Here is a 15,317-nt window from a genome sequence, read left to right as displayed (position 1 = left end):
GAATCGGCATGCTATTGGGAGCAGCCCGAGAACTTTTTTACGGACGGCCCAGGTTGGCCTCATTCAGATCAAGCTCAGCGAGTACATGACTGAGTACGTCATCTGCGATCTCGTGGTCCTTGTGCAGCCGATACAGCTCAAGGCGCTGTGCTTTGAGTGCGTTGATACGCATGCGGCGCTCCACCACTTCCACGTGAAACGCCAATGCCTGGGCCTCTGCGGAGCCGTTGTATATCTCAAGGCGATGTTCGTACTCGGACATCACTCTGGACTTAGCCTGGACGATCAGGACGAGCTCTGCGGCATCAGAGGGGTTTTGTACAGCGGGGTCGTCGACGTGCTCCATTGACCGGATGGCGGCCAAAGCAGTTCGCCGCCAGGCATCGTCGATCTCACGCCGAATCTGCTGATCAGGTACGGCATTGATGCCCCTGAGCAACAGCGGCAGCATGACCGTGGCGCTCACCAACGACAGCAAGATGACGCCTGCCGAGATGAAGATCAGAAGGTTTCGCTCCGGAAACTCGACACCCTGCGCGATGAACAACGGTACAGAAAGAATGCCTGCCAAGGTGACCGACCCACGCACGCCGCCAAACGTCAGAAGAAGCGAAGACCTGTGCCTGGAGATCAAGTCCGAATGGTCCCCGCTCTTGCGCCATGCATGAATGCCGGAAAGCACCAGACACGTGCCTTGAGTCCATACATAGCGCAGCAACAACAGCACGGCGAAGATCCACAGCACATCCAGACAGCGAAGTGGCAGTGCTGACCACTGAGCCTGGTCGTCATGGGCAAGTGCGATCACGATGTCAGGAAGCTGCAAGCCCATCAGCAGAAAGATCAGGCCGTTGAACGCGAACTCAAGCAACGTCCAGACGCTGCGATTGAGTAGCCGCGTGCTGGTCTGTCGCGGCAGCAGATCGACCCAACTCTGCATCATTCCAGCGGCAACGGCAGACAGGATCCCTGAGACCTCCAGCCGTTCCGCCAATACGTAAGCTGCGAAAGGCAACAGCAACATGAAGACAACGTGAGTCGCAGGGTCGTCCCAGCCCCGCTCGACCATCCAGCCGCGAAAGCGCCCCACTACCCAGCTCAACGCGACACCTACGCACAGACCACCACAGGCCACGAACACGAACGTTGCGGTGGCGGTCGGCAAAGAAAAAACGCCAGTGATTGAAGCGGCTATTGCAAAGTTGAACGTCACAAGCCCTGAGGCATCATTCGTCAACGCCTCGCCCTGCAGCACGCGCATCACAGGAGCCGGCAAGCGATTCTGCGCAATTGCGATCACGGCCACCGCGTCAGTCGGTGAGATAACTGCGGCGAGTGCAAATGCAATGGGCAGCGGAATCGACGGGAGTATCCAGTGAATGAAAAAACCGGCGATGATCACGGTGAACAACACCAGGCCCACTGCGAGTAAAAAGATAGGAGCTCTGTAACGCCACAAGTCTCGCTTGGGCACTCGCCAGCCATCTGAAAATAACAGAGGCGGCAAAAACATGAACAAGAACAATTGTGGGTCGAGCGCTACGTGCAATCCAAGCGTCGGCCAGGCGAGCATTGCGCCCATGCCGATTTGAACCAATGGCAACGGCAGAGGCAGCATCCTTGCGATCAAGCGCGACACGCCGACCAGGGTGAGCAGAATAAGTATCGTGTAGGCCGTTTGCATACTTACGCCTCTGCCCATCGAAGCATTGCGCAGGATGCTGGTGCGACCCGGCATTCAAGCCCTTGAATCACATCGACACTGTTCGGCGACCGCGCAGTGATCAACGCGGCATTTTCCTGAAGGCTGGAATCATCTCTGTCTCTTGAGTGCGCCAGTGAGGGGCGCTAATCAACCGCGCTAAACTACCCCGTTCGCCACCAGACGTCGGAACCTGCATCGACGATGCCGCGCCGCAGGTTTACCCGACCCGCTGAAACAGGCCAGTCGTCAGGTTGATCATCAGTCAAATGCGGCGCTCTGAAAACACATGTCCGTGCGCAGGACTTACGCTGGAGAAGGGAAAATCGCTGACGTTCTTGTCGTCTGAAAACATACAATCCACGATCGCTCGGTTTCGGCTATCACGCAATGAGCGCATTCATCTGCGCCTGCAAAGCGCAAGTGTTTAAGCACGCAAAGGTCTTATCTTCCACCGGGAAATGGGATCTGATAGAGGCGTTTATTTTCTTCGGCGCAGTATTGCGATACGCGCGCAGCGATCAACCTTGCCCGTCGCCGCAATCGATCAGGCAGTCGAGACAAGACGTCATGAGGAGTTACATGCGATGGCTCAACTCTACAATCGCTTCACCGCCTACGAGAGCTACAGCAAACTGAAAGTGTTGTTCCATAAGCCTCTTGAACAAATGCCGGAGCTGTTCATTACCCACGTTGAAGCAGTCCAGATGATTCCGGGGTGCCAGCAATACACGGTCAGGCACAGCGAGAACCCGCAGTTTCACATCATCTTTGTTGGCATTTGGGACTGTCCGAAATCAACACTGGGCTACTATCAAGGAGATGAGTTGCAGGTCCTCATCAGCGCCTTGATGAAGACAGGTGCACGGGCCATTGAGTTTGAGGAAATCACTGTCCTGTAGGCCTTGACTTCAAACCGGCATGCGATCAGCGATAGCTTGGTCCCAAGACGCTGGAGAGGGGAAAATCTCGGAGAGGAATTCGAGGAAGGCTTTGACATTGGGGCTGCCCCGTCGGCTCTCTGGCCACAGCGCAGTAATCGGGAATCGCTCCATGACAAATTGCGGCAGGACCGGCACCAGCTCTCCACGCAGCACATAAGGCGCGGCGACATAGTTAGGCGTTATGCCGATGCCTCCGCCGGCTGCTAGAGTCGCGGCGACTGCGTCGCTAAGATCGATCGTGATCGTCGGCTCCGGTATTAACTCAATCGAACGCTCGCCCTCCATGTAAGCCCACCTCAGCGCCTGACCTGAACTCTGATAGCGAAAGTTCACGCACTCATGATCGCTGAGTTCATGAGGATGCTGGGGGGTGCCCTTGCGCGACAGATAATGCGGCGAGGCGAACGCGCCAGTCCGGTTTGGCCCCAAATGGCGACTGATCAATCTTGAGTCCACCAGGTCTCCCACTCGGATGACCACATCGATGCCCTGATCAATGATGTCCGAGTACTGATCTCCCAAGCGCAGGTCCACATTCACCTTGGGATAACGCTCGCGAAACCGGGGAAGCGCTGGCGCCAAAATGTTCAGGCCTATCGGAAGCGGAGCCGTGACCTTGAGGGTTCCAGAGGGTTCTGCACGGGAAGCGACGGCGGCCTGATCGATGCCCTCGACTTCATGCAGGATGCGCATGGCTCGCTCGAAGAGATCACGCCCTTCCGGCGTCAACGTCAGTGAGCGGGTGGTACGGGTAAACAGCGTCAGCCCGAAATGTTCCTCAAGACGTTGAACACTTTTACTGATCGCCGAGGGCGAGACCGACAAGGCACGGGCGGCCGCCGTGTAGCTGCCCAAGGAAGCAGCACGGGCAAAGGCAATGAGCCCCGTCAAACGATCCAGACCTATTTGTTCCTTCATGGCACTAGTAAAGCGACTTTCAGCCCAATTATCAATCACGTTGCGAGGCTTTAGTCTTTCTCCATCGAACGCCACTTCGGCATTCCAAGGAGATGACCATGACTCAGACTTCGTTCACCCAAGCAATTTCTTCGAACCTCAAAGACCAACGCGTGGTCATTTTCGGCGGCACCTCTGGCATAGGTTTGGCCGCTGCCATTCAGGCAAAGGCAGCAGGCGCTTCGGTCATTGTGATCGGCTCCAACGCCGAGCGCGCGCAGCAAGCTGCTGAGGCAAACGGCCTGACAGGCTGGCGCGCTGCAGACGTCACGCGCAGTGAAACCATCTACGCGGCGCTCGCAGACATTGAACACGTCGACCATCTGGTTCTGCTCGCCGGCACATTTGTTGCGGGCCAAGTGATGGACGCTGACATCGATTATCTGCGCCGAGCTTTCGAAGAGCGCATCTGGGCGTCGATTCATGCCATTCGCGCATTGGGCGAAAAACTGTCGAAAAACGGCTCGATCACCTTCATCTCCGGCAACCTGGCTGACCGCCCGAATGCCTATGGCACCGCAGTACTTGCCGCCGCCTCCGCCGCGATGGAAGCCATGGCACGGGGCATGGCACTTGAGCTGGCGCCCGTTCGGGTCAACACCTTGTCTCCAGGCCCGATCAACACCCCGATTCTAGACAAGGCGTTGGGTGAGCGACGCGACGCTTTCGTCGCGTCGCTGGAACAGTCCCTGCCCCTGCATCGCCTCGGTTCTGCCGAAGAGGCCGGCAACGCAGTCGTCTTTCTGATGGCCAACACCTTCATGAATGGCGCGGTGCTCAACATTGATGGCGGCGCCCGCCTGGTTTAACGCCCCTTCAGCAACGTTCAGGAGACACTGCAATGACATCACTTTTTCAACCGTTGCGTATGGGGGCCATCGAGCTGCCACATCGTATTCTCATGGCGCCGATGACACGCGGTCGCGGCACCCGAGATCACGTTCCCACTGCGATCATGGTGGACTACTACGCCCAACGTGCGAGTGCTGGGCTGATCATTTCGGAAGCCATCGGCATAAGCCAACAAGGTATGGGTTGGGCCTACGCCACGGGTATCTGGTCGCAAGAACAAGTAGACGGCTGGAAGCTGATTACCGATGCCGTGCACGCCCAAGGTGGACGCATCATCGCGCAACTCTGGCATATGGGACGGGTCGTTCATCCAAGCTTTCTGCGGGGTGGCCAACCTGTCTCGGCGTCGGTGACTACTGCCCCTGGCCTGGCGCATACCTATGCCGGCAAACAACCTTACAGCGCCGCAAGGGCATTGGGTGCACAAGAAATCCCCGAGTTGCTGGAGCAGTTCCAGCAGGCAACCCGCAATGCAATCGAAGCAGGATTCGACGGCGTGCAGATTCACGCCGCCAACGGTTATCTGATCGACCAGTTCCTGCGCGACAGCGGGAATTTCCGCACTGACGCCTATGGTGGATCGATAGAGAATCGCATCCGCTTGCTCAAGGAAGTCACGCAAGCTGTCGCAGACGTGATTGGCGTCGATCGAACATCGGTACGGCTGTCGCCGAGCAGCTACGATCAGGGCGTGCGAGACAGTGACCCTGAACCGCTTTTCGTGCAGGCGGCGCAGATGCTCTCGGAGATTGGTATCGCTCACCTTGAGCTGCGCGAGCCGCCGCTGGACGGTACCTTCGGCGCATCGGAACGACCACCTATGGCGGCGACGATTCGTCGAGCTTTCAAAGGCGTGCTGATCCTCAATTCCGATTACGACGTTGATCGGGCGCAAGCCGCCGTTGAAGCAGGGTTGGCAGACGCCATCGCATTCGGCCGCCCCTTCATCGCTAACCCTGATCTGCCACAGCGCTTGCGCGATCAGTTGCCGCTGTCACAGGACGACGCCGGCACCTGGTTCACACAAGGCGCCGAAGGCTATACCAGCTACCCGCCTTTCGAATCCGCCTTTGCCTGACTACAACAGCAGAGCCGTCATCCGTGACGGCCTTTTATCGCGCGGATGACGACCGGGATTCCATCTATAGGCCCTATGCTTGACCTCACCGAGCGGCTAGACAGCGCAGGTAACTGCCTGTCTTTGTCGCAAACAGCCTTTTGAAACTCAGGCTCCAACGGCGCCCCGGTGCCATGTCTACGCCCCGGATCTCATTGATGATTCTGGTCGCACTTTCTCCAGAATTCGCTCAATGCTTCACAGATGAAGTCCGTCTTCTCTTCGAACACCCAGTGTCCGCAATTTTCAATGACGCCTCCAATCGCTGACTCCGCGATTGCATTGGCACTGCGATAGCAGTGGTCCCCGAAAGACACACTGCCTCCCCATGCCAACACCGGGACCTTGAGCTTATTTTTGGTCAGTTCGGCCGTTTGTTCAGCCATCTGAGGGATATAACCGTAATGATTCAAGCTGGCGCGCAAGTTGCCAGGCTGCTTCATCTGCATGACGTAATATTGAACCTGTTCCTCGGAAATGGCCGATGGATTGTAGGCAAAGTCCCTGAAAAAATGCCGCAGGTATTGCTCCTCACGACCCTCGATCAACATCCGCGTGATGTCCATGTTCATGTGCATGCTCAGATGCCAGTACGGTACGCGGGGGTCAACGTAGCCGGGAAAGTCCAAACCGAAATAGGGAGTCTCGATGGTGGAGAGTGACAGTACGTTGTCCGGGAACATGTACGCCAGAGCGACGGAGGGCGGACCTCCCAGGTCATGACTGAGCACATGGAACTGCTCAATGCCTTCGATCCTGACCAGTTCGATCATGTCCTGAGCGATGGTCTTGGGTTCATACCCGGTGTATGGCTTGTCACTGTCGGCAAACCCTCTCAGGTCCGGTGCAATGAACGTGAAGTGCTCAGCCAGCTTCTCAATGACAGGGAAAAACTCTCGGTGGTTCTGTGGCCAACCATGCATACACAACACCGCTGGCCCGTGGCCTACGACCACGTAGTGCAAGTTGACACCATTAACGCTGGCACGTTTTTCGACAAGACCTTGCATGTTGAAACTCCTGGGCTATCGCATGAAATTCAGGGAGGAACTTGCGCGGGGTCATTCCTTGATTTGCAAAACATTTGCGGCCTCGTTCGCTCCCCCTTCATCGGTGCTAATCGATTCAGACAGCCGCCTATTCAGAGAGAGGGCTTTTTTGCAAAAACATCGAACGCGCAGGCTGCTGCTGATCACGTTGCAAGGAAGAGGGATGCTCGCAAGCAGAAATCAAGGCCATTAAGGCCGCCGCATGGAAGTTGGACCAAGCGGCCTGTTCCTGATATTTACAAGCGCCGGACGCGTTTGATAAAGACCCACCCGAAGTAAGGACCTGCACTTTCAAAGTGCAGATAATTCAGCATATTCACGCAGGTTGAGGTATCAACCGATTACCTGCCAGTAGCGGTCCGCGCATCAAGCCGCTGTGCCCATTGCCCCTGCCGGGCGTGCCCAACCACAAAATCGACAAATGCCCTGGTTTTGGCAGGAAGCAATTTCTGGCTGGAAAAATACAAAGAGATGCTGCCCGCGTTCACATACCAGCCAGGGAGAACCCGTTCCAGCGCGCCTTCTTCAAGATGCTTAAGAACATCAGGTACCGCCAGCAACGCGATACCCAGTCCAAGCAAGACGCTTTGGCACAGCGCCTGTGGATCGTTGACAAGAAGACGAGGTTTCATTTCCAGGGTCCGTTGCTGCGAGTCAGGGCCTTGCAGCATCCAGCTTCTGACCTTGCCCGTTGTTGTCGAGCGCATGGCCAAGTGTTCCAGTCGAGACAAATCATCAAGATGAGTAATGCGACCTTTTCCTGCCAGATAATCTTTCGACGCAACGAGTATCAAGTGCGCCGGCGCAATTTCTCTGGCCACTTGACCAGGAGTGAGTTCAAAGCCTCCTCCAATAGCAGCGTCGAATCCTTCAGCGACTAGGTCTACTTGCCGGTTATCCAAATGCCACTCCGGTATCACGCTTGGGTATTGATTCAAAAAAGCGGGCATCAGCGGCAGTAAAAAGTCACGACCGAAGCTCGGTGCAGCTGTGAGTCTAAGCACGCCGGCGGGTTCGCCCGCATGACTGGTGATATCTGCTATCGCCGCCTGAACGCCCTCAAGACCAGGCTCAACATTCAGGAGAAAACGCTCCCCAGCCTCAGTCAACGTGACACGACGTGTGCTGCGCTGGAACAGCTGTACACCCAGATTGGCTTCAAGCTGAGCGACGTTGCGACTGACGGCGGCCGGCGTTAAGCCGAGGCGGCGTGCCGCCGCAGAAAAACTGCCGGACTCAGCGCTGCGAACAAACGAAAGCAGATTACCCAACGTCTCCATCCAGTCGACCTTCAAGCAATGATTGAAACTGATTATAGCGACTATGTACTATTCGTTAAGCCGTCAAAAGCGTCTCATAGCCTCACTATTTACCCCCTGAGGCTACAACGATGAACACGACTACCCTCCCCCTTGCTGGCAAAATTGCAATCGTCACTGGCGGCTCGCGCAGCATCGGCGCTGCCATCGCCAAGCGCCTTGCCACCGATGGCGCAACCGTCACCATCACATACAACGCATCGCCCGACCGTGCTGATTCGGTTGTGAAAGCCATCATCGATGCAGGCGGCAAGGCCATCGCTCTGGCTGCTGATGCCGGCAACCCAGATGCAGTACGTGCTGCTATCGGTGAAGTCGCCAAGCGTTTCGGTAAAGTCGACATTCTCGTCAACAACGCCGGGATCAGCGTCCTCGGCGCGCCGGAAGACATTGCGTTCGAGGACTTCCAGAGGATCCTCGCCGTTAACGTCACCGGTGTTTTCGTCGCCACTCAAGAAGCGCTCAGGCACATGGGCCAAGGTGGCCGGATCATCCACATAGGCAGTTCTATGGTTCAGTACGCAGCGTTTGCTACTGCATCGGCTTACACGCTGACCAAAGGCGCAGTAGCAGGCTTCAGTCGCGGACTGGTTCGTGATCTGGGTCCTCGGGGCATCACGGTCAACACCGTTCACCCAGGCCCTACCGATAGCGACATGAACCCTGGAGACGGCCCCGTCGCTGACTTTGTTCGTCCCAACATCGCGGTTGGTCGATATGGCGAAGGCAAAGATATCGCGAGCGCGGTGGCGTATCTCGCCAGCCCGGAAGCCGGCTTTGTCAGCGGCGCGGAGTTAATGGTCGACGGTGGTTTCACCGCCTGAGGAGGCTGCCATGAACATCAGCATCATTGGCGCAGGCGCCATCGGCGCAGCCATTGCCCACTTGGTCGTCAAAGCAGGTTTGAACGTCAGCGTCGCCAACAGTCGAGGACCGGACAGTCTCGCAAAATTAGTCGCCGAGCTGGGCCCGCTCGCTCAAGCAGTGACGGCGCAACAAGCCAGCCAGGCAGACATCGTATTCCTGGCGGTGAACTGGTCGAAGATTGCAAACGCAGTCGAAGGGTTGGGCCCGTGGAAAGGCCAGATCGTGGTGGACACTAACAACCCCATCGAAGCTCCACTGTTCAAACCTTTCGATCTGGACGGCAAAACCTCCTCTCATATCGTGGCGGACATGGTGCCGGGCGCTCGGCTGGTGAAGGCATTCAACCATCTGGCGCCGCAGCTGCTTGCCAATCCAGAAGCTGAAGGTGGGAAGCGTGTGCTGTTCTACGCCGCAGAAGACGGAGAGGCTAAGTCGCAAGTCGCAGCGCTGATCGCTCGACTGGGATTTTACGGCCTGGATCTGGGTGGCCTGCAGCAAGGTCAACTGGCGCAGTTTCCGGGTGGCCCTCTGCCCGGCCTCAACCTCGTCAAACACAACTGACAAGCAGGCCGGTAACCCGGCCTCGCTTGAGGAGATTTTTGTGCAACCCTCCACTTCTTCAAGCGCTGCATCCTCCTGGCTCTCAGTGGCAGCGGTGGGGATCGGCGCGTTCGCTCTGGTGACGACCGAGTTCCTTCCAGTCGGATTGCTACCACAGGTCGCGCGGGAACTCTCCATGACCGAAGGGCAAACCGGACTGATGGTGACATTGCCCGGTCTGCTCGCTGCGCTGACCGCACCGTTGACGCTCCTGTGGGCTCGTACGTTTGACAGACGCCATGTGCTCTGTGCTCTTCTGGCCTTGCTCGCCGTGTCCAACATGACCGTGGCTATTGCTTCGGATCTTTGGAGTTTGCTGCTTGGCCGCGCGTTTCTCGGCATCGCTGTCGGAGGCTTCTGGACCATCGGCGGCACGCTCGGAACGCGGCTACGCCCCGAGCAGGCAGCGAAAGCCACCTCACTGATTTTTTCTGGCGTTTCAACCGGTACAGTCGCTGGAGTGCCTGCCGGCACACTCTTGGGCGAGTTACTGGGGTGGCGCGTGGTTTTCGGCGTTGCCGCAGGATTGTCGGTCATCGTCACATTGCTGCTCTGGCGGACGCTGCCTCGGCTGCCCGCACAATCCGGAGCCGGGCTTGGAATGCTGGGAGAGGTCCTTCGCATGCGTAAAACCCGAACAGCACTGCTGGCGGTGTTGTTGATCTTCGTTGGGCAATTCGCGGCATACACCTACCTGTCGCCTTATCTGATCAACGAGGCAGGTATGTCCTCAGTATCACTCAGTGCGATTTTGCTGGGGTTCGGTGCCGCTGGTTTTGTCGGTAATCTGGCAGGAGGCTGGGCGGTGGCGAAAAGCTCAACCTGGACGTTAATTGGAACGGCCTTGCTGATGGGGCTTCCGATGATCCTGCTATCAGTGGTCGCCTCGCTCGCACCGGCCGTTGTGTTGCTCGTCATGGTATGGGGCGTCGGTTTCGGCCTGTTGCCTTTCGCGATGCAGAGCTGGCTGTTCGCAATGGCGCCGGACAAGCTGGAGGCCATGGGTGCCGTTTTCGTGTCCAGCGCGCAAGCGTCGATCGGCGTTGGTGCGTTGGCGGGTGGGCTGATTGTGGACCATCTCGGCGTACTGAGCGCACTGACCGTTGGCGGAACGCTGGGTGTGCTGACGGCCGTCGTGATCCTTGTCAGTCAGTTCAGGACATCCAAGGAAGTACAGTGGAGCCCTGAAGTTTAAATGCATTGAGCAGCGCCGCGGCCGGAGCCAGTGAAGCTGCACTGCTTTTGTCCCCCGCATCTGCAGCCCCCCGAAGAACCGATTTTATGTCTGAAAGCGCAAGTGCTCACCTTCGCAGGTAGTGTCTGCGGCTTAGACGCTCTGGGATCATCGCTTGGTTCATACCGGAGATGGCAAAGCTGCTCGGCGAGGGGGTGGGCGTGGATGCGTATTACCGGTTGCATTCGCAGCCCGCGAACAGCCGGCTGTTTCCCCGCCGCGACCTGATCCTGCGTATGGGCGTATCGATATCGGACCGTTACCCACCAGACAAAGGCTTAAGAATGAAAAAATCTACAAAATCGGCTTCTGCAGTTCTCGCAACCGTTCTGGCGCATTCGGCACTGGCTTCACCCCCTGTCGAAACCGATGGTCATCTTGATCCGCAGGTCCGTGCTTTTCTGTCACAAGTGAACAAGGACAGCAGCCCTTTCTGGACTTTGCCCGGCCCACAGGTGCGGGCCACGCTGACCGGACTTCAGTCCAAGTCGGACGTTGACGTGTCTGGAATATTGATCAACGAAAAGACCATCTCCCAAGACGGTCGAAAGGTAAAGCTGTACGTCGTTAAGCCGGAAAACGCCAAAGGCTCTCTCCCAGTCGTCCTGTTCATTCACGGTGGTGTATGGCTAGCAGGTGACTTTGAAAATCATAAACGTCTGGTTCGAGACATAGCCGTAGGATCGGAGTCTGCAGTCGTTTTCGTGGAATACACCCCTATTCCAGACGCAGTCTTTCCAACGCAGTTGGAGGAAAGCTACGCGGCGGCGAAATGGGTGGCAGCTAACGGCGATCAAATCGGTGTCGACGGAACACGGATGGCTGTTGCGGGTAACTCCGTGGGTGGCGATATGTCTGCAGCGTTGACTCTGATCGCCAAAGAGCGCGGCGGCCCGAAACTGCGCTTTCAGGCGCTGTTGATCCCGGCCACAGACGCCAATTTCGAGACTCAGTCCTACAAGGACTTCGCCACAGGTCGCTTTTTGGCGCGAGACTTCATGAGCTTCGGCTGGAACATCTATGCACCTGATGCCGCTACGCGCAAAAACCCTCACGCTGCCCCACTGCAGGCCAGCATTGCACAGCTTCAAGGATTACCGCCTGCACTGGTCATCACTGCAGAAAACGACCCCTTGCGCGACGAAGGTGAGGCCTATGCCCGCAAGTTGAAGGAAGCGGGCGTGCAAGTCACTGCTACGCGCTACAACGGAACGATCCACGACTTCGTGCTGCTGAACGGACTTCGTCAGGTGCCGTCGACCATTGCCGCGCTGGACCAGCTGAATCAAGAACTGCAAAAACATCTTCAGCCCTGATCAACAGGCCTGATCCCATGCGCGTAAGGGCGTAATGGCCTCGCCGAAACTTCGGTATTAACGCGCGAAGGGCTGGCCCAATAGCCGCAGCGCTAGAAATGCCTGTTCCCGGGCATTTCAACCGCGGCCGATTGGAGGCTGAGGCTACCAATTTGCCAGCCTCTCGACCAAATGCGCTACCGCCTCATCTGCAAATCGGCTGACAGCTAACGGAATATGCCTCCGGCTGGGAAGCACGACGGATAAGTCGTTGTTGAGATGCCCATACTCCGGCAGTACATGAACCAATTGCTTGCTGTGTAACGCAGATCGCATGAGTGATTCGGGCATCAGGCAAATGCCCAGCCCAGCCATGGCAGCCCTGATTTGGGCCTGGGCTGTGCTCGCTTGAAAACGACAACTAATCTCGACCCGTGCCGAACCGTCTGGACCGACCAGGTCCCACCACAGTTGGCTGGAGGGATGAGAGAAGCTAATACAGTTGTGCTGATTGAGGGAATGCACATCGGTGGGCAAACCGAAGTTTTTCAAATATTCAGGGCTTGCAGCCAAGATACGGCGGACAGCGCCAATCTTCCGGACGATGAGTGCAGAGTCACGCATTGCACCTGATCTAAATGCAATATCTATCCCCTCCGCAATCAAATCGTTGTGTTGGTCTCCGAGCACAAAATCCACTTGGGTTTTTGGATGGCGAGCGAGAAATCCGGCAACGAATTCCATCTGAAACACCTCAAAAAAATCGGCGTGAGCTGCGACCCTAATCCGCCCTGCCGGCTCTTGCCCCTGGTCGACCAACTGACGACTGACCTCGATCAGCGCATTGACCGGGCTCGCACTTTGCTTGTAGAGCAATTTTCCCGCGTCAGTTAACGTCAACTTACGGGTTGACCGGTGGAGCAGCCGTGCGCCTAGACTCTCTTCAAGTAGCTTGATGCGTCGACTTAAGGTGTTGGACGGCGCCCCGGTAGATCGTGCCACTTTTGCGAAACTGCCCGCATCGGCAATCTGGACGAAAATTGCCAAGTCATTTAGGTCGAACATGATTGAGCCATTTTTGGATTACTGATAGCTGATTATAGCCACTAATCATCCAAAACAATCGCATCTATGATTGAACGCAATGCCAGCTTGACAAGGTTTTTTTCCATCTAACTCATTGTCATAGAAAGGATGCGCTGATCACTCAGCTGGTTCTGAATGCCTGACCTGCGATGGACTTCGTAACGCGTGGCATCCGCAGGACAAGCGACCGTCAGGCAGGTAGTTGTCCCAAGCTGTGCATTATCTGATCGTGGCATGAGTCGAGTGGTGATAGTCGGTTTTAGGCATCGACCGGGGATAAAAACTATCCCTGGGGAAACTCAACTAACCCGAACGATTCATTATTACGCCGTGGTCATAACTCGCCCATGTCTGCGGCCTTCCGGTCACGACTAAACACAATGAGACCCATCCCATGACGAAGGTACTGATTCTTTATTATTCGATGTATGGGCACATAGAAACGCTGGCCCAGGCTGTTGCTGAAGGCGCTCGCAAAGTCTCCGATGTGACGGCCACCGTAAAACGCGTTCCGGAAACCATGGATGCGGAGATCTTCAAAGCGGCGCACGGGAAAGCTGATCAGCAATTTCCGACTGCCACACCGAATGAGCTGGGCGACTATGACGCAATCATTATCGGCACTCCGACTCGATTCGGAAACATGGCGGGGCAGATGCGTACCTTCCTCGACCAAACGGGCGGCCTTTGGGCGAGAGGTGCGCTGATTGGTAAGGCCGCGAGCGTGTTTACATCCACTGGGACCGGAGGCGGTCAAGAGACTACCATCGCTTCGACATGGACCACTTTAGCGCATCACGGAATGGTCATCGTCCCGCTCGGCTACAGCGATCCGGCACTTTTCGATATATCTCAAGGCGGGGGCGGCTCGCCTTACGGGGCTTCCACTGTCGCAGGCGCAGATGGGTCGCGTCAGCCAGATGCTCGGGAACTTGGAATCGCCCGCCATCAAGGTGAGTACGTGGCCAAGATTGCAAAAAAACTGAATAAACCCTGAAAGCGATGTAGAAGTCAGCGCCCCATTCAGGCTGTCTCCATTCGAATGCGACCTCAGGATTTACGGTTAGAGGAATAGCATCAGACTGAAAGTTTCTCCATAGCCCTTCACAGCAGTGCGTGGATTTTTCCATGCACTCTCGGTTACGCACTTTTCCAGGAACCACACGACGCGGGAATGCATTTCACTAGATGGTTACTTACAATCACATCAAAGGCATTTATACCTGCGCTGAATCACGGAACTCACTGAATCGGATCAGTACTCAGAGTGACATAGGCGCTGAACTATCATGATTCGGATTGAAGACCTGATCATTTTCATACGCGTAGTTTCTCTTGATAGCTTTTCTGCTGTGGGTAGGGAGATGGACCTGCTCCCTTCTCAGATTAGCGCCTCGGTAAAAAGGCTCGAGCGCGAGCTCGATATACGGTTATTTGCACGTTCTACACGCAGTCTTCGATTGACGCCAGAAGGTGAGCAGTAGTTGCCCTATGCCAAGACCGTGGTGGATTCACTGAATGAAGGCCGAGCCTGCTTGCAGCAAAGCAGCAATGATTTGAAAGGTCCGATACAGCTCGCCTGTCCTTCCGACCTCGGCCGGAATATCTTGCTGCCTGAATTGATCGGATTTCGGCAAAAGAATCCAAGCATCTCGCTGAAGCTCTCTTTGTCCGACCGGATAGTTGATATTTACCGCGAGCCGATTGATGTAGCGATCCGCTACGGTGTCATTCCGAACTCAGATTTTGTCTCAATACCGCTCTTGCCTTTAAACCGCAAAACGCTCGCCGCTGCGCCGTCCTACCTGAAGAAAAACGGCAGCCCAAAAAGTATTCAGGATCTCAACGAGCATGCATGCCTGACCAGTCATTCAAACGGTAAGGCACATGACAGCTGGATATTCCCTGACTCGGATGATCACCTGTCAGTCCGCGTATCAGGTCCCATCATTAGCGATGACACGGACGTCATTCGCCAATGTGCCATTGCTGGCGAAGGTATTCTCTACAGGTCCTGGCTAGACATATGCCAGGACGTCAGCGCCGGCCATCTTGAGGTTCTTCTACCCGACCAGCCAGGCGAACGCCTCCCGCTTCAGTTTATCTGTCCGCACCGCAAACAGCTCTCAGCGTCGATTCGGTCACTTTACAGCCATCTCAAAAACCGCTTTGAACAGATTGCCGGAGAAGGTTCATGTGGTGAACGGCCGTAGCTCAGCACACCGCGCACGCACGCACCAAGTACCTCTGGCATTTACCACTACCACGCGTAAGACTTCACTCACGGCGTGGCAT

The 15,317-nt window shown here is 56.2% G+C and carries 15 protein-coding genes; 10 read left to right on the top strand and 5 right to left on the bottom strand.

Going from position 1 to position 15,317, the window contains the following annotated elements; genetic code table 11:
• Positions 1–37 precede the first annotated feature (37 nt).
• Positions 38–1,684, bottom strand: coding sequence for a Na+/H+ antiporter (locus AB4N84_RS21540; RefSeq protein ID WP_460043073.1), 1,647 nt, complete (start codon positions 1,682–1,684; stop codon positions 38–40).
• Positions 1,685–2,289: 605 nt separating this feature from the next.
• On the opposite strand from AB4N84_RS21540, the gene AB4N84_RS21535 reads away from it, so the two are divergent.
• Entirely contained in the window at positions 2,290–2,604 is a 315-nt protein-coding gene (locus AB4N84_RS21535; protein ID WP_460043072.1) for a hypothetical protein, read from the top strand.
• Positions 2,605–2,613: 9 nt separating this feature from the next.
• On the opposite strand, the gene AB4N84_RS21530 is transcribed toward AB4N84_RS21535, so the two are convergent.
• The gene (locus AB4N84_RS21530) at positions 2,614–3,639 is read right to left on the bottom strand and encodes a LysR family transcriptional regulator (RefSeq protein WP_460043071.1); all 1,026 of its coding nucleotides are present in this window, start codon (positions 3,637–3,639) and stop codon (positions 2,614–2,616) included.
• A 23-nt stretch (positions 3,640–3,662) separates the two neighbouring features.
• On the opposite strand from AB4N84_RS21530, the gene AB4N84_RS21525 reads away from it, so the two are divergent.
• Both AB4N84_RS21525 and AB4N84_RS21520 read left to right on the top strand, forming a co-directional pair.
• On the top strand, positions 3,663–4,412 hold the full coding sequence (locus AB4N84_RS21525) for an SDR family oxidoreductase (protein WP_460043070.1): 750 nt from the start codon (positions 3,663–3,665) through the stop codon (positions 4,410–4,412).
• Between the two features lie 32 nt (positions 4,413–4,444).
• Positions 4,445–5,533, top strand: coding sequence for an alkene reductase (locus AB4N84_RS21520; RefSeq protein ID WP_460043069.1), 1,089 nt, complete (start codon positions 4,445–4,447; stop codon positions 5,531–5,533).
• 191 nt (positions 5,534–5,724) lie between these two features.
• Here the strand turns inward: AB4N84_RS21520 and AB4N84_RS21515 are convergent, their stop codons facing one another.
• Both AB4N84_RS21515 and AB4N84_RS21510 read right to left on the bottom strand, forming a co-directional pair.
• Positions 5,725–6,582 (bottom strand): alpha/beta fold hydrolase, encoded by an 858-nt coding sequence (locus tag AB4N84_RS21515; protein ID WP_460043068.1) that lies wholly within the window; start codon positions 6,580–6,582, stop codon positions 5,725–5,727.
• A gap of 380 nt (positions 6,583–6,962) precedes the next feature.
• The gene (locus AB4N84_RS21510) at positions 6,963–7,901 is read right to left on the bottom strand and encodes a LysR family transcriptional regulator (protein WP_460043066.1); all 939 of its coding nucleotides are present in this window, start codon (positions 7,899–7,901) and stop codon (positions 6,963–6,965) included.
• Between the two features lie 110 nt (positions 7,902–8,011).
• Here AB4N84_RS21510 and AB4N84_RS21505 point away from each other — a divergent pair, with 110 nt between their 5' ends.
• The 4 genes from AB4N84_RS21505 (at position 8,012) to AB4N84_RS21490 (ending at position 11,957) form a co-directional block, all read left to right on the top strand.
• Positions 8,012–8,764: a 3-oxoacyl-ACP reductase family protein gene (locus AB4N84_RS21505; RefSeq protein WP_460043064.1), complete on the top strand. Its 753-nt coding sequence runs from the start codon at positions 8,012–8,014 to the stop codon at positions 8,762–8,764.
• Between the two features lie 10 nt (positions 8,765–8,774).
• Positions 8,775–9,368, top strand: coding sequence for an NADPH-dependent F420 reductase (locus AB4N84_RS21500; protein WP_460043063.1), 594 nt, complete (start codon positions 8,775–8,777; stop codon positions 9,366–9,368).
• Positions 9,369–9,408: 40 nt separating this feature from the next.
• On the top strand, positions 9,409–10,602 hold the full coding sequence (locus AB4N84_RS21495) for an MFS transporter (RefSeq protein WP_460043062.1): 1,194 nt from the start codon (positions 9,409–9,411) through the stop codon (positions 10,600–10,602).
• A 323-nt stretch (positions 10,603–10,925) separates the two neighbouring features.
• Entirely contained in the window at positions 10,926–11,957 is a 1,032-nt protein-coding gene (locus AB4N84_RS21490) for an alpha/beta hydrolase (protein WP_460047091.1), read from the top strand.
• 144 nt (positions 11,958–12,101) lie between these two features.
• Here the strand turns inward: AB4N84_RS21490 and AB4N84_RS21485 are convergent, their stop codons facing one another.
• Complete coding sequence (locus tag AB4N84_RS21485) at positions 12,102–13,001, bottom strand: LysR family transcriptional regulator (protein ID WP_460043061.1); 900 nt, start codon at positions 12,999–13,001, stop codon at positions 12,102–12,104.
• Positions 13,002–13,416: 415 nt separating this feature from the next.
• Here AB4N84_RS21485 and wrbA point away from each other — a divergent pair, with 415 nt between their 5' ends.
• The 3 genes from wrbA to AB4N84_RS21470 all read left to right on the top strand — a co-directional run bounded on the left by wrbA (position 13,417) and on the right by AB4N84_RS21470 (position 15,235).
• Complete coding sequence (gene wrbA / locus AB4N84_RS21480; protein ID WP_460043060.1) at positions 13,417–14,019, top strand: NAD(P)H:quinone oxidoreductase; 603 nt, start codon at positions 13,417–13,419, stop codon at positions 14,017–14,019.
• 292 nt (positions 14,020–14,311) lie between these two features.
• A complete protein-coding gene (locus AB4N84_RS21475; RefSeq protein WP_460043058.1) occupies positions 14,312–14,506 on the top strand; it encodes a helix-turn-helix domain-containing protein in 195 nt (64 codons plus the stop codon).
• Positions 14,507–15,235 (top strand): substrate binding domain-containing protein, encoded by a 729-nt coding sequence (locus tag AB4N84_RS21470; RefSeq protein ID WP_460043057.1) that lies wholly within the window; start codon positions 14,507–14,509, stop codon positions 15,233–15,235.
• Positions 15,236–15,317: the final 82 nt, after the last annotated feature.

The sequence above is a fragment of the Pseudomonas sp. S2_H01 genome, from assembly GCF_054668305.1.
The sequence above is the reverse complement of the archived record's forward strand: the minus strand, read 5'-3'. Positions and strand labels throughout refer to the sequence as shown.